General features: G+C 69.6%; 13 protein-coding genes. 5 read left to right on the top strand and 8 right to left on the bottom strand.

Annotation, left to right across the window (positions count from 1 at the left end; translation table 11 throughout):
- Nucleotides 1-8: 8 nt before the first annotated feature.
- The 5 genes from HNQ52_RS00810 to HNQ52_RS00795 form a co-directional block, all read right to left on the bottom strand.
- The gene (locus HNQ52_RS00810; RefSeq protein ID WP_343059127.1) at nucleotides 9-611 is read right to left on the bottom strand and encodes an IMPACT family protein; all 603 of its coding nucleotides are present in this window, start codon (nucleotides 609-611) and stop codon (nucleotides 9-11) included.
- Between the two features lie 28 nt (nucleotides 612-639).
- Entirely contained in the window at nucleotides 640-1,515 is an 876-nt protein-coding gene (locus HNQ52_RS16970) for a hypothetical protein (RefSeq protein ID WP_246387450.1), read from the bottom strand.
- Nucleotides 1,515-2,063: an RNA polymerase sigma factor gene (locus HNQ52_RS00805; RefSeq protein ID WP_183958836.1), complete on the bottom strand. Its 549-nt coding sequence runs from the start codon at nucleotides 2,061-2,063 to the stop codon at nucleotides 1,515-1,517. Before HNQ52_RS00805 ends, HNQ52_RS16970 begins: the two co-directional genes overlap by 1 nt.
- Nucleotides 2,064-2,339: 276 nt before the next feature.
- Complete coding sequence (locus HNQ52_RS00800) at nucleotides 2,340-4,076, bottom strand: vWA domain-containing protein (RefSeq protein ID WP_183958834.1); 1,737 nt, start codon at nucleotides 4,074-4,076, stop codon at nucleotides 2,340-2,342.
- A gap of 73 nt (nucleotides 4,077-4,149) precedes the next feature.
- Nucleotides 4,150-5,031, bottom strand: coding sequence for a PhzF family phenazine biosynthesis protein (locus HNQ52_RS00795; protein WP_183958832.1), 882 nt, complete (start codon nucleotides 5,029-5,031; stop codon nucleotides 4,150-4,152).
- Nucleotides 5,032-5,108: 77 nt separating this feature from the next.
- Between HNQ52_RS00795 and HNQ52_RS00790 the strand changes: the two genes are divergently transcribed.
- Nucleotides 5,109-5,726 carry a rhomboid family intramembrane serine protease gene (locus HNQ52_RS00790; protein WP_183958830.1) on the top strand — a complete coding sequence of 206 codons (618 nt, stop codon included), beginning with the start codon at nucleotides 5,109-5,111 and terminating at the stop codon, nucleotides 5,724-5,726.
- Nucleotides 5,727-5,736: 10 nt separating this feature from the next.
- On the opposite strand, the gene rlmC is transcribed toward HNQ52_RS00790, so the two are convergent.
- Together rlmC and HNQ52_RS00780 are read right to left on the bottom strand one after the other, a co-directional pair.
- Nucleotides 5,737-6,870 carry a 23S rRNA (uracil(747)-C(5))-methyltransferase RlmC gene (gene rlmC / locus HNQ52_RS00785; protein ID WP_183958828.1) on the bottom strand — a complete coding sequence of 378 codons (1,134 nt, stop codon included), beginning with the start codon at nucleotides 6,868-6,870 and terminating at the stop codon, nucleotides 5,737-5,739.
- Nucleotides 6,870-8,105: a TIGR03862 family flavoprotein gene (locus HNQ52_RS00780; RefSeq protein ID WP_183958826.1), complete on the bottom strand. Its 1,236-nt coding sequence runs from the start codon at nucleotides 8,103-8,105 to the stop codon at nucleotides 6,870-6,872. The genes rlmC and HNQ52_RS00780 overlap by 1 nt, the downstream gene beginning before the upstream one ends.
- 342 nt (nucleotides 8,106-8,447) lie before the next feature.
- On the opposite strand from HNQ52_RS00780, the gene HNQ52_RS00775 reads away from it, so the two are divergent.
- Entirely contained in the window at nucleotides 8,448-8,930 is a 483-nt protein-coding gene (locus tag HNQ52_RS00775; RefSeq protein ID WP_183958824.1) for a DUF2383 domain-containing protein, read from the top strand.
- 117 nt (nucleotides 8,931-9,047) lie between these two features.
- Nucleotides 9,048-10,022, top strand: a complete 975-nt coding sequence (locus HNQ52_RS00770; protein ID WP_183958822.1) for an NAD-dependent epimerase/dehydratase family protein — start codon at nucleotides 9,048-9,050, stop codon at nucleotides 10,020-10,022.
- Nucleotides 10,023-10,080: 58 nt separating this feature from the next.
- On the opposite strand, the gene HNQ52_RS00765 is transcribed toward HNQ52_RS00770, so the two are convergent.
- Entirely contained in the window at nucleotides 10,081-12,213 is a 2,133-nt protein-coding gene (locus HNQ52_RS00765; RefSeq protein ID WP_183958820.1) for a M3 family metallopeptidase, read from the bottom strand.
- Nucleotides 12,214-12,560: 347 nt separating this feature from the next.
- On the opposite strand from HNQ52_RS00765, the gene HNQ52_RS00760 reads away from it, so the two are divergent.
- Complete coding sequence (locus tag HNQ52_RS00760; RefSeq protein ID WP_183958818.1) at nucleotides 12,561-12,770, top strand: cold-shock protein; 210 nt, start codon at nucleotides 12,561-12,563, stop codon at nucleotides 12,768-12,770.
- A gap of 146 nt (nucleotides 12,771-12,916) precedes the next feature.
- Nucleotides 12,917-13,612 carry a hypothetical protein gene (locus HNQ52_RS00755; protein ID WP_183958816.1) on the top strand — a complete coding sequence of 232 codons (696 nt, stop codon included), beginning with the start codon at nucleotides 12,917-12,919 and terminating at the stop codon, nucleotides 13,610-13,612.
- The last annotated feature ends 1 nt before the right edge of the window (nucleotide 13,613 follow it).

Here is a 13,613-nt window from a genome sequence, read left to right as displayed (position 1 = left end):
GCGGGGCGTCAGCGGTCGGAGGCATCGATGCGTGTCACGCCGGCTCGGCCGCGCGTCGCATCGCGCAGTGTAGCGGCCAGCGCGTCGATATGCTGCGCCGGCACGCGGACACGCAGGCGCACGCCGTCGGCATCGTAGTGTTCCTCGAGCTTGTTGCCGCCGTGGGCGGCGAGCAGCGCGTGGGCGGTGGTGACGTCGGCGAACGCGCACTGCAGCCACGCCGTCCCGAACGCCACGAGCGCGCGCCGCGGTGCGAGCCGCAGGCATTCCGCGGCGGTGCCGCCGTAGGCGCGCACGAGTCCGCCGGCGCCGAGCTTGACGCCGCCGAACCAGCGCGTCACCACGACGAATACGTGATCGAAGCCCTGACCCTCGATCGCGGCGAGGATCGGCCTGCCGGCGGTGCCGGCCGGTTCGCCGTCGTCGGAAAACCGGTAGCGGTCGCCGATGCGGTAGGCCCAGCAGTTGTGACTGGCATCGCGCTGCCCGAGCGACGCAAGCGCGGACAGCGCCGCGTCGGGCGAGTCGGCTGTCACGGCGTGGGCGAGGAAGCGGCTCCTGCGGACGTCGCGTTCGAGGCAGGCAGGCGACGCGATCGTGTCCGCGCTCACCGGGCGAGGTATCGCGTCGTCGCGCGGGTCACTGCACGAGCAGCACGGTGAGATCGTCCGGCACCGGTTGCGCGGGATGGACCTGCACGTAACGCCGCAGGCTGAAGCGCGCGCCGTCGCGGTCTCCCGCGCGGACACGCTCGCGCACGCGCTCGAGCCATGGGGCCGGGGCGAGCGTCGCATCCTCGGGCCACGGCGGCAGGTCGCTGTCGACGCGCTTGATGCGCGAGCCGGTGACCTGGATCCGATCCAGCGTGGATGTGTCGGCCGCCTGCTCGTTGCGCCCGTCGCGCTGCAGGGTGCCTGTCACGTCGGCAGGCGCGGCCGACGTCGGTGCGGGCTCGGGTGCGGTCGCCGCGGGCGCGCGCAGTTCGGCGGCGAATTCGCTGTCCTGCACCGGCGCCGCCTCCTGCGCGGGAAACGCCTCGGGGCTGCGTGCACGCGGGGCGGGCGGGGGAGGGGGCGCGGCAGGCGCGGGCGTCGTGCCGCCCGCATCGGCGTCCGCTTCCGCCTTTGCCGCCTGCGCCGCGGCGCGCGCCTGTTCGCGTTCGAGAAAGTCCACGTCGACGCGATCCTTGCGTTCGGGCCGGCCCGCACCGTCGGGCGCGGGCACGGCAGGTGCGGTGGCCGGCGCGGATTCGTGCAGTCGACCGTCGCCGATCAGTCCGACCTGCCATGCAAGTCCGGCCGCCAGCACGGCGGCGGCCGCCACCCCCGCGCCGGGCAGGAGATACCACGGGCGCGGGCGGCGCGTGCGCGCCGTGGCGGACGCAAGCACCGCGCGTGCGTGCGCCAGCACGCGCGCGTCGAGTTCGGGCGAGGGTTCGGGCCGCGGCAGCGCGGTATACGCGCGGGCAACGGCGGCCTCGTCGGGTGTCAGCGGCTCGCGCGGATCGTGCGCCATCACGCGAGCCTCGTCTTGAGCTTGTCGAGCGCATAGCGCAATCGCGATTTCACCGTCTCGCGTCCGACACCGGTGACGCCGGCGATGTCTTCGAGCGGCATTTCCTGCTCCAGCCGCAGCTGCAGCGCGATGCGCTGCTCGTCGGGCAGCTCGTCGAGCGCCTGCTGCAGGCGACGGCGCTGTTCGAAGTCGGAGAGCGCGCGTTCGGGCTGCTCGTGTTCCCCGGCCTGCAGCTGCGCGAGCGGCGCGCTGTCGTCGTCGGCGGAGACTTCCGGCCGCGCACGGCGGTATTGGTCGACCAGCAGGTTGTGCGCGATCTGGTACAGCCAGGTGCTGAATTTCGCGTCCGGCCGATAGCGCTCGCGCGCCGTCACCACGCGGCTCCAGACCTCCTGGAAGCACTCGTCGGCACTCGCGCGCGGGCGGATGCCGCGCAGCAGGAAACGGTACAGCGGCCCGCGGTGGCGCGCGTACAGCGTTTCGAACGCAGCAATCTGGCCGGCGGCGTAGGCCAACATCAGTTCCTCGTCGGTGGGGTCCGCCGTCATGCGCGGCAGGGTAAGGGATCGGGGTGGGTGGTGGATAGGTTGGGGCCGTGCGGGCGTTCGGCAATCGACCGTTGCGTTTTCCTTCTCCCGCCGGGAGAAGGTGCCGAAGGCGGATGAGGGAGGGCGTTCCGTTTTAACCGAAGGTTGGTCGAACGCGGTCTGGTCGCTTGTGCACACATCGCGATCGGCCGGCAGGCGCGTCCCTCATCCGCCTGCCGGCACCTTCTCCCGGCGGGAGAAGGATTTCCTTTTGTCCTGCGTTTCGATCAGAAAAATTCAGTCGGCAATCGCCACTGGCGTCGACCCGGCCTTCAGCGCCTTCGCCTGCTGCACCAGCGCCACGAACTCCGCGCGATACCCGAACGGATCGGCCCCGCCGCGCGCTGCTGCCGCGATGTCGTCGAAGGTCCAGCGTCCCAGGTGTGCGCCGTCGCGCAAGGCGTCGGAGAACGCTGCGACTGCCGCCGCGAAACGCAGTCGCTCGCTCGGCGCGTACTCAACCGTGCGCGACAGCGGTGTCTCGATCAGCTTGCTGGTGTCGCCGTCCGGGGCCTTGTAGCGCAAGCGCAGGAATCCGAGTTCATCGCCGGTGCCACCGGCCACGGGCGCTGCGTAGCGCAGCGGCTCGCTCGCCTCGCCGCCCGAGCCCACCACGGCGATTTCGTACAGCGCGGTCACGTCGTGGCCGGCGCCGATTTCGCCGGCGTCGACCTTGTCGTTGTTGAAATCCTCGCGCGCCAGCAAGCGGTTCTCGTAGCCGACCAGGCGATATTCCGCGACGACCGCCGGGTTGAACTCGATCTGGATCTTCACGTCGCGGGCGATGGTCATCATCGTCGACGACAGTTCCTCCACCAGCACCTTGCGCGCCTCGTTCGGCGTGTCGATGTAGGCGTGGTTGCCGTTGCCGATGTCGGCGAGACGTTCGGCCAGCTGGTCGTTGTAGTTGCCCTGGCCGAAGCCGAGCGTGGTCAGCGCGATGCCGCTGTCGCGCTTGTGTTTCACCAGGGTTTCGAGCGCGTCCTGGCTGACCGTGCCGACGTTGAAATCGCCGTCGGTGGCCAGAATCACGCGATTGACGCCGCCTGCGATCAGGTGCGCCTGCGCGGTGGCGTAGGCAAGCTCGATGCCGGCGCCGCCATTGGTGGAGCCGCCGGCCTGCAGGCGGTCGATCGCCGCCAGGATCGTGGCCTTGTCGCTGCCGGCGGTGGAGTCGAGCACAAGCCCGGCGCTGCCGGCGTAGGCGACGATCGCGACACGATCCTGCGGCCGCAGCGATTGCGTCAGTTCCGCGAAGGCCTGCTTGAGCAGGTCGATCTTGTCCGGGGACTGCATGGAGCCGGAGGTATCGATCAGGAACACCAGGTTCGAGGCCGGGATCGCGCTCGCCGGCACTTCGTAGCCCTTCAGTCCGACCAGCAGCAGATGCCGCTGCGGATTCCACGGCGCGACGGCGAATTCGGTGGTCACCGAAAACGGCGTGGCGGGCGACGCCGGCGGCGCGTAGCCGTAGTCGAAATAGTTGAGGAATTCCTCGCTGCGCACCGCGTCCGACGGCGGCAGCCGGCCCTGCACCAACATGCGGCGCACGTTGGCGTAGCTGCCGCTGTCGACATCGATGGAAAACGTCGATACCGGCTCCTCGGCCGCGCGATGGATCGGGTTGCTGGCGATATCGGCGTAGGTTTCGCGGTTTGCGGGTTCCACGACGCCGGGCTGCGCACGCATCGGCGGCGGCGGGGCAGCTGCCGCGACGCTCATCGGCGCGGTGCCGCCCACGACATGCATCGCCGTATCGCGACGCGCGATGCGCGAGCCGGTGACGGTGATCGAATCGAGCGGTGCCTGTTCCTCGGCGAGCACCTCCTGCGTGCGCTCGGCCTTGGCGGACGCCTGTGCGACGGCGTCGGGCTCGGGACGGACACGTGATTGCGTTTGATCGGGCGACGACGTGGAGCAGCCTGCGAGCAAGGTCAGGACGATGGCAGCGGTGAGCGGGGACAGACGGTGCATGGCGACATCTCCGGTGGGGGTGTCGCTGTCAACGCGGCGTTGCCGACGATGGGGTTAACGCGTGCGCCTTACGTCATCCGGGCCAGTCGAGCGTGCCCGTCACCATCGTGTTGGTGCGGCCACCCACCCACACCGCGCCGGTCGAATCGATGCGTACATCGATGCGGGCATCGTGGCCGATTTCACGGCCCTGGCTGACGCGATAGCCGCGCGCCAGCGGTCCATGCGGTTCGCGCTGCGCGATGAAGGCGGCGATCAATCCGTTCGCGGCGCCGGAGGCGGGATCCTCGACGATGCCGACGCCGGCGGGAAAGGCCCGCACGGCCAGGTCGTGCCCGGCGTCGGGTTCGCGTGCAAACACGCACAGGCCAAGGCTGTCGCTGCGGCGGGCGAGGGCGAGAATGGCCGCGTGCGGCGGTTGCCATGCGCGAAGCGCTGCCGCGTCGGCGAGTTCGGCCACCCACCAGCGCCGACCGCCCTCGACCAGCGCCACGCCGAGCGCGCCGCACGCGAGACCGTCGAGCAGCGCGCCCAGTTCGGCGGCGGCGGTCTCGCCGTCGTGCACGATCGTGGCGGTCGGCGCCTGCACCGAGAGCCGGCGCGCAGGGCCGTCGCCTTCGACCAGCACCGGCAGCAGGCCCGCGCCGCATTCCTGCACCAGACGCCCGCCGCGCGGCGCGGCCAGACCGGCATCGAGCGCGGCGTGCGCGCTGCCGATGCTCGGATGGCCCGCGAACGGAATCTCGCGCTGCGGCGTGAAGATGCGCACGCGGTAGCTTGCGTCGGGCACCGTGGGCGGCAGCAGGAACGTGGTTTCGACCAGACCCGTCCATGCGGCGATGCGCTGCATCGTCGCCGCATCGAAGCCGGCACCGTCGACGACCACGCCGAGCGGATTGCCGCCGCCGGTGCGCGCGGCGAACACGTCGAGCTGCTGGTAACGCGAGAGGGTCATGCGGGGAAATCGCGGCGCCGCGATGCGCGGGAGCGGCAGGGTATAGTGCCGACCCCGATTGCGGAAGTGTCACGGCGATGCCCTTTCAGCTCAGCGCAACCATCGTTCTCATCATCGTCACCGCCGCGGTGTCGTGGTTCGCGTGGAAGAACCCGCGATTGATGGAGCGCCTGATCCTGTGGCCGCCGGCGATCGCGCGCAGGAAGGAATACTGGCGCCTGGTCACCTACGGCTTCGTGCATGCGGATCCGATGCACCTGCTGTTCAACATGATCACGCTGTTCTTCTTCGGGCGCTTCATCGAAGGCATCTTCGCGAACTACTTCGGGCCGGTCGGCTTCGTGCTGTTCTATCTCTCGGCGCTGGTGGTGTCGATCCTGCCCAGCTACATGCGCCACCGCGACGATCCGAACTACCGCAGCCTCGGCGCGTCCGGCGCGGTGGCCGCCGTGCTGTTCGCCTTCATCCTGGTGCAGCCGTGGGCGCTGATCTTCATCCCGATCCCGGTGCCCGCGATCCTCTACGCGGTGGGCTACGTCGGCTACAGCATCTGGATGGATCGCCAGGGCCGCGACAACGTCAACCACAGCGCGCATCTGTGGGGCGGAGCCTACGGCCTGCTGTTCTTCATCCTGCTCGAACCGCGCGTGCTGCAGGTGTTCCTGCGGGCGCTGGTGAATCCCTCGTTCGGCTGACCGTCGCGCGTCAGCGCGACCCGCGTTCGAGCAGCACGATCACCTCGTAGTGGCGGGTGTGCGGGAACATGTCGAGCACGCGTGCGTGTGTCGCGCGAAAGCCCGGAAGCATCGCGAGGTCGCGCGCGAGCGACTCGCTGTTGCAGCTCGAATACACCAGCGAGCGCGCGGCGGATGCGTCGAGGAACCGGCACAGGTCCGCGCCGATGCCGCGCCGCGGCGGGTTCACGATCACCAGTGGCGGCGCCTCGCGTGCATCGAGCGCGAAACGCGTGGCATCGAGCGCAGCGAAGCGCACGTTGGCCAGTCCGAGCGCATCGCGCGACCGCTCCGCGCTGGCGATGGCGTCGCGGCTGGTTTCGATGCCGGTGACCTCGCGCTGCCCGTTCGCGCAGTGCAGGGCGAAGCCGCCGACGCCACAGAACAGGTCCCACAGCGCCGGCGGATCGATGGCCTCGACCCACTCGCGCGCCTGCCGGTAGAGCGCGGCGGCCACCTCGGTGTTGGTCTGGAAAAAACTCTGCGGACGCAGGTGCAGCGGCAGGCCATTGACCTGCATCGTGAGGGTCTGCTCCTGCGTCAGCAGCAGTTCCTGCTCGCCTTCGAGCACGGCCTTGTGCTCGGGCTGCAGGTTGGCCGAGACCACGCGCAGCTGCGGCAGTGCCGCGCGCAGCGCCGGCAGGTGCTTGCGGATGCGCGCGAGCGGCTCCTGCGAACGCAGCACGAAGCGCAGCATCAGGTCGCCCGAATGCTCGGCCAGCGTCAGCAGCAGGTACTTCAGCTCGCCGCGCCGTGCCGGGATGTCGTACGGCGCGATGTTCGCCTGGGTGATGAACGCGGCGAGCGCGGGAAAACATGCGGCCAGCGCGTCCGGGTACAGCGGGCAGCCGGTGAGGTCCACGCCGTGCTGCTGCGCGTCGAGAATGCCGAGCACCGGCGCCGCGGCCGTTCCCCCGACAACCATCTTGGCCTTGTTGCGGAAGCCCGTCGGACGGCTCGGCACGGGTGCGAGCCAGGCGATGCCGTCGCACGCGGCCAGCGTCGCGACCGCGTGCGCCTGCTTGGCCGCGAGCTGCGCCGCGTACGGCACCGCGAGTTCGCCGCACGAGCGGCACCGGCCGGCGGCAAAGTAGGCGCAGTGCATCAGCGCCCCAGCCACGCGAGCACGCCGTCGGCCGCGACCACCCCGCTCGCGAAGCAGGCGGTCAGCAGGTAGCCGCCGGTCGGCGCGTCCCAGTCGAGCATTTCGCCGGCGCAGAACTGGCCGGGCAGGGCGCGCAGCATGAGGGCGCCGTCCAGTGCGGCGAAACGCACGCCGCCGGCGGTGCTGATCGCCTCGTCGATCGGACGTGTGCGTCGCAGCGGCACCGGCACCGTCTTCAGGGCCGGGGCGAGGCGTGCCGGATCGGCCAGCGTCGCAGGATCGAGCAGTTCGCGCGCGAGCCCGGCGCGCACGCCGGCGAGGCCGAGCTGGCGCCGCCACTGCTCGGTCCGCGAGCGGCCGTTCGCGGGCCGGAGCAGCGCCGCGTGTACGGCATCGACACTGCGCCCGGGCAGCAGATCGAGTTCGAGTGTCGCGATCCCGTCGCGCACCAGGGCATCGCGCAGCGACGCCGACAGCGCGTAGACGAGGCTGCCTTCCACGCCGTGCCGCGTCACCACGAATTCGCCCTGCTGCATCGCCGCGCCGCTACCGCCCGTGCGCGCAGCCACGGGCTTGACCGGCGCGCCGGCGAAACGCTCGACGAACACGGGCGACCAGTCGCACTCGAAGCCGCAGTTGGCCGGCTGCAGCGGCGCGACGCCAATGCCGCGCGCGCCGAACGCTGCCGTCCAGGCGCCGTCCGAACCGAGTTTGGCCCAGCTGCCGCCGCCGAGCGCGAACAGCACGGCATCGGCGCGGACCACGGCCTCGCCCGACGGCGTCGCGAAACGCAGCGCAGCGGCGCCGTCCCAGCCCAGCCAGCGGTGATGCATGTGCAGCCGCACGCCGGCGGCTTTCAGTCGCCGGACCCAGGCGCGCATCAGGGGGCCGGCCTTCAGGTCGCGCGGAAACACGCGGCCCGAGCTGCCGACGAAGGTGTCCACGCCCAGGCCCGCCGCCCACGCGCGCAGCGCCGCGGCGTCGAAGCGGTCGAGCCAGCCGCCGACCGTTGCGGCTGCGGCGCCGTAGCGCGCGTCGAAGCCCGGGCGGGCCTCGCCGTGGGTCAGGTTGAGCCCGCCCTTGCCGGCGAGCAGGAACTTGCGCCCGACCGACGCGGTGCGTTCGTACAGGTCCACCTGCAGTCCGGCCGCGGCGAGCCGCTCGGCGGCCACCAGGCCGGCCGGCCCGCCGCCGACGATGGCAACCGTGCGGCGCGGCTGCGCCCGGTCAGGCACGCCCGTTCCAGCGCCGGCTGTGGCCAAAACGCAACAGATCCGCGCAATCTGCCCCGGATTGGAGCGATCGGGCCAATGCGCTATTCCTTGCAAAGGACATCAACAATGTTCCATAAAAACATGATCCCAAATGATAAGTGCGGACACCATGTCCCGCGTCCCCCGTCGTCATAACGATCATTTAATGACCAATCGGTTAATCTGAGCCCAAGCTGAGCGCCCGCCATTGCACCACTTCCGGGCGCGCAAGCGTTATCCGTCGTGCCATGTCGCCAGCAGCCGCCTTCGGCGGGTGCTGCTCCGGTGCCGACGCCGATCCGCCAGTCCGCAAGGAGTGTCCCGATGAGCGAGTCGCTGAATATTCTCCCCGAATTGATCGAAGCCAGCCGCGACGGCATGGATTTCTATGCCGAAGCTGCCGATACCGTGCGGGACACGGAATTGAGCAAGCTGTTCCGCCGCATGGCGCGGGCCAAGGCGGATCTGGCGCAGGAACTGAGCAACGAGGTCGACACCCAGCCGGCCAAAAAAGCCGCGGCGAGCAAGGCCAAGCCTGCCGGCAAGCGCGCCCAGGTGGCCGCGTGGGTGCGCGAGCTGCACGCCACGTACCGCGACCTGCGCGAAGGCCTGAGCGCGATCCACCTCGACCAGGTCGCGCAGATCGAGCAGACCGAAGCCGAGCTGCTCGGCCGCGTGCAGAAGATCCGGCACGATCGCGACCACAGCTATGTGGTGCGCGTGCTGGCGATGCAGTACGAGGCCCAGGCGCGTGTGGTGCACGAGGGCCTGCGCGCCCGCAAGCGCAGGCTCGCGCCCACGCGCTGAGTGCAGCCGCGGCGGTCGCCGCAACCGCCGCCACCGGAACGCCGCGCATTTGCGCGGCGTTTTCGTTTGCGCCGATGATGCGTCCCGCGCGGCATGGCGCCGCGCGGGGGATCGACCATGACGACCGTTCTTGTCACGGGTGCGGGCGGCTTTCTCGGCCAGCACCTGCTGCGCGAACTGCGCGAGGCCGGGTGCAACGTGCGCGGGCTCTCGCGCGGCAGCGCCAGCGACGACGCCATCGCCGCGCACGGCGCGTTTCCGGTGCGCGGCGATCTCCTCGACGGCGCGAGCCTCGCGACGGCGGTCGCCGGCGTCGATGCCGTGTTCCACGCCGCCGCCGACACCGGTACCTGGCGCGGCGACAACGCGCGCCAGACCCGCATCAACGTCGGCGGCACGGCGGCACTGCTCGCCGCCGCGGCCGCGGCTGGCGTCGGCCGCGTGATCCACACCTCCAGTGTCTCGGCCTATTCGCATCGGGTGCACGAGGAACTGCGCGAGACGGTGGCGCAGCGCGGCGGCGAATCGTGGATCAACTACGAACGCGACAAATTCGCCACCGAACAGCTGGTGCGCGGCAGCGGCCTCGACTGGGTGGTGCTGCAGCCGGCCCACATCCTCGGTCCGGGCGACCGCCACAACTGGTCGCGCCTGATCCGGCTGGTCGACACCGGCGCGCTGCCGGGCGTGCCGCCCGGCTCCGGTGCCTTCGCCGACGTGCGTGAGGTCGCCCGCGCACACGTGCAGGCGTGGCGGAGCGGGATCGCGCGCGAGGCCTTCCTGCTCGGCGGCGAGCACGTCTCGTTCCTGCAGCTGATCGGGAAGATCGGCGCGCGGCTCGGGCGCAAGGTCCCGCAACGCGCGACGCCGGCGTGGGCGCTCGTGGCCTACACGCGTGCGCTGGATCTGGTCTCGCGCGTGACGCGCCGCGCGCCCGCGCTCACGCCCGAAGCGGCGGCGTTCACCTGCCACCACCTGCGCGTGGACTCGGGCAAGGCCGTCCGCGCGCTCGGTTACCGGATGACGCCGATCGATACGCTGCTCGACGACACGCTTGCATGGATGCGGCGCGAGGGCATGCTGGCGGGGTGACGCCAACCGATCGGCAGCGTCGACGCGGGCAAGCCCGCGTCGCGCCGGCGTGGGCCCGTTACTTCGGCTCCAGCCCCCGTCGCTCCAGCAGCGGTCCGATCTGCGGATCGCGGCCGCGGAAATCGCGGAACAGCTGCATCGCGTCTGCGCTGCCGCCGCGCGAGAGCAGGGTCTTGCGGAAATGGTCGCCGTTGGCGCGCTTGAGCCCGCCGTTTTCCTCGAACCACTTCACGCTTTCCGCATCGAGCACCTCGCTCCACAGATAGGCGTAGTAGCCGGCCGCGTAGCCCCCGACGATGTGCGAGAAATACGTGGTGCGATAGCGCGGCGGCACGGGCGCATAGTCGAGCCCCACCTTCTTCAGCGCCGCCGCTTCGAATCCGAGGATGGCATCGGCCGTGGGTGCCTGGCTGGCGGGAAGCTGGTGGTAGGCCTGGTCGAGCAATGCCGCGCCCAGATACTCGGTGGTCGCATAGCCCTGGTTGAATTTTTCCGCGGCCAGCACCTTGTCGAGCAGCGCCTGCGGCAAGGGCTCGCCGGTTTCGTGGTGTTTGGCGTAGTTCTTGAGAATGGCCGGATCGCTGGCCCACATCTCGTTGACCTGCGAGGGATACTCGACGAAATCCAGCGGCACGTTGGTGCCGGCGAAGCGCGGGTACTTCACGTTCGAGAACATGCCGTGCAGCGCATGGCCGAATTCGTGGAAGGCCGTGGTGACTTCGTCGTAGGTCAGCAGCGTCGGTTCGCCGGCAGGGGGCTTGGGGATGTTGAGGTGGTTGCCGATCACCGGGCGCGTGCCCATCAGCCCGCTCTGCGAGACGTATTCGTTCATCCACGCACCGCCGCGCTTGTTGTCGCGCGCGTACCAGTCCACGAGGAACAGCGCGAGCGGCGAGCCGTCGGTGTCGAACACCTCGAACACGCGCACGTCGGCCTGGTACACCGGGAGATCCTTGCGCTCCTTGAAGGTGATACCGTAGAGCTGCGTGGCCGCGTGGAACACGCCGTCGACCAGCACGTGATTCATCTCGAAATACGGCCGCAGCTCCGATTCGTCGAAGGCGTATTTTTCGCGCCGGACCTTTTCGGCGTAGTAGGCCCAGTCCCAGGCAGCGAGCTGGAAGCCGCCTTTCTCGCGATCGATCATCGCCTGCATGTCCGCCGCCTCGCGGCGCGCGTTGGCCACCGCCGCCGGCGCCAGGCCGCCGAGCATGTCGTTGACGGCGCGGGTGGTTTTCGCGGTCTGGTCTTCGAGCACGTAGCTGGCGTGGTCGGCGTAGCCGAGCAGGGCGGCACGTTCGGCACGCAGTTTGACGATCTCCGCGATGATGGCGCGGTTGTCGAACTCGCCGCCGTGGCTCGCGCGGTTGAGGGACGCCTTCATCAGCGTTTCGCGCAGCGCGCGGTTGTCGAGCGAGGCGAGCGCGGGCTGGCCGGAAGTGTTCTGCAGCGCCAGCACGAACTTGCCGTCGAGCTTGCGCGCCTTGGCCTGCTCCACGGTGGCCGCGACGGCGTCGTCGGGCAGGCCGGCCAGCTGCTCGCGGCTGTCGACGACGACGGCCGACGCGTTGTTTTCCTTCAGCAGGTTCTGGCTGAAATCGGTCTGCAGCGTTGCGATCCGGCCATTGATGGCTTTCACTCGCTCCTTGTCGGTGTCCGACAGGTTGGCGCCGGCGCGGATGAAATCGGTGTGGTAGCGCTCGAGCAGACGCAGCGATTCGGGGTCGAGCCCGAGCGTCTCGCGTGCATCGTGCAGCGCCTTGACCCGGGCGAACAGCTTCGCATCGAGCGCGATGGCGTCCTGGTGCGCCGAGAGCTTGGGCGCGTATTCGCTCTGGATCGCCTCCATCGCATCGTTGGTGTTTGCGCCGGTGAGATTGAAGAACACCGCCGACACGCGCGACAGGGTCTGGCCGCTGCGTTCCAGCGCCACGATGGTGTTGTCGAAGGTCGCCGGCTCGGCGTTGTCGGCGATCGCGGCGATCTCGCGCAGGTGCTCGGCCATGCCGCGGTCGAACGCCGGCGCGTAGTCCGCGTCGCGGATCCGGTCGAACGGCGGGTACTGGAACTGGAGCGGACTCTTGTCGAAGAACGGGTTGGAAGTGTCTGATTTTTCTTCGGAATCTTTCGCGGACACGGGCAGGATCACGGCCGCTGCGACGGCCAGGGCGAGCAAAAGGCGGGATGACATCGGCAGATCCTCTCGGGCGGTTGCACACGGGCAATCGCCGAGCCTAGCGCAACGGCGGGCGGCGGCCCCGTGACGAAAGGCATGGGCGGCAGGGTGCTCCGCCTGGCCGGTTCGCGCCACCGCCCGTCCGGCGCCGGTCCGGGCCGGATTGTGAATAATGGCAATTCTGAATCAATGGGTGTATAAAGCGCCCACTGTGTTTGCATGGGTCACAATGCATCGTGGCCCGGGCAGGATCGAAGATCCGCGCTCCATCGCCTCGCGTCGCGTACTCCTGCAACCTCAGTCTCGCCGGCTTGTGCTGGCGCGATTACTTATCCAGTTCACCAAGTTTCAGGAGTTACACCATGTCTGATCGTCAGACCGGAACCGTCAAGTGGTTCAACGATGCAAAGGGTTTCGGCTTCATCAGCCGCGACGGTGGCGAAGATCTCTTCGTGCATTTTCGTGCGATCCAGGGCACCGGCTTCAAGTCGCTGAAGGAAGGCCAGAAGGTCACCTTCGTCGTGACGCAGGGTCCGAAGGGCTACCAGGCCGACCAGGTCCAGCCGCTCTAAGATCCAGCATCATCGAGTAAGACAGGCGCCGACCGGATGCAAGTCCGGTCGGCGTTTTCGTTTGCGCGGCGGGAATACGCGCTGCGGCCTCCCGATCCGCACCCGCGGTCGTTGACGCACGCGTCCCGCACGTCGAGACTTCCGCCGTGAACGATTCGCCCCCGCCACCGCCGGTCCTGCCGCCACCGCCGCCGAAGGACCGACCGATCCCGCCGAGCACGCCCACATTCGAGGGCGCCGCCGCGACTCCGGGACTCGCACTGAGCCAGGAGCAGCGGCTCGTCGTCGCCGTGGTGGCGGCCATCGGCCTCTTGCTCTGCGTGGCGGCGATGGTGATGGGCGCACGCTGGCTGCCGGGCATCTTCGGCATGTTCCTGCTGGTGTACGCCGGCATCATCGTTGCCGGCAGCCTGCCGGCGCACTGGATCTCGCAGCGCGTGGACCGCGTGCTCGATCGCTGGGTGCGCGACAAGACCGGCAGCGGCTATTACGGCATGGTGGCGCTGGGCGTGTTCGCGCACGCCGAGGTGGCGGACATGATCGACCTGCAGAACGGGCTGTTCGCCGGCTGGGACTTCGTGCAGGGCTCACTGATCGAGCACTTCATCGGTTTCAGCGTCGACTCGTTCACGCATTTCGTCACGGCGATCATCTGGCCGTTCCGGTTCGCGGGCGAATACGGCCTGCTGCAGACGGGCGCGTTCGCGGGCGGCTGCTGGGCGGTGTTCCAGGTCGGGCGCAGCTTCCTGCCGATGCCGGACCTGGTGAAGGTGGCAGCGGCGCCGGACGGCGCGAAAAAGCGCAAGCGCGACTGGTTCCAGCGCATGCGCTTCTGGCAGTAGC

This window comes from Chiayiivirga flava, from assembly GCF_014202825.1.
Classification (GTDB): Bacteria; Pseudomonadota; Gammaproteobacteria; order Xanthomonadales; family Xanthomonadaceae; genus Chiayiivirga; species Chiayiivirga flava.
The sequence above is the reverse complement of the archived record's forward strand: the minus strand, read 5'-3'. Positions and strand labels throughout refer to the sequence as shown.

Excerpts from the sequence above, each read along its gene's own strand:
- HNQ52_RS16970 (WP_246387450.1), bottom strand. The coding sequence starts at position 1,515 with ATGGCGCACGATCCGCGCGAGCCGCTGACACCCGACGAGGCCGCCGTT.
- HNQ52_RS00805 (WP_183958836.1), bottom strand. The coding sequence starts at position 2,063 with ATGACGGCGGACCCCACCGACGAGGAACTGATGTTGGCCTACGCCGCC.
- HNQ52_RS00800 (WP_183958834.1), bottom strand. The coding sequence starts at position 4,076 with ATGCACCGTCTGTCCCCGCTCACCGCTGCCATCGTCCTGACCTTGCTC.
- HNQ52_RS00795 (WP_183958832.1), bottom strand. The coding sequence starts at position 5,031 with ATGACCCTCTCGCGTTACCAGCAGCTCGACGTGTTCGCCGCGCGCACC.
- HNQ52_RS00790 (WP_183958830.1), top strand. The coding sequence starts at position 5,109 with ATGCCCTTTCAGCTCAGCGCAACCATCGTTCTCATCATCGTCACCGCC.
- rlmC (WP_183958828.1), bottom strand. The coding sequence starts at position 6,870 with ATGCACTGCGCCTACTTTGCCGCCGGCCGGTGCCGCTCGTGCGGCGAA.
- HNQ52_RS00775 (WP_183958824.1), top strand. The coding sequence starts at position 8,448 with ATGAGCGAGTCGCTGAATATTCTCCCCGAATTGATCGAAGCCAGCCGC.
- HNQ52_RS00770 (WP_183958822.1), top strand. The coding sequence starts at position 9,048 with ATGACGACCGTTCTTGTCACGGGTGCGGGCGGCTTTCTCGGCCAGCAC.
- HNQ52_RS00765 (WP_183958820.1), bottom strand. The coding sequence starts at position 12,213 with ATGTCATCCCGCCTTTTGCTCGCCCTGGCCGTCGCAGCGGCCGTGATC.
- HNQ52_RS00760 (WP_183958818.1), top strand. The coding sequence starts at position 12,561 with ATGTCTGATCGTCAGACCGGAACCGTCAAGTGGTTCAACGATGCAAAG.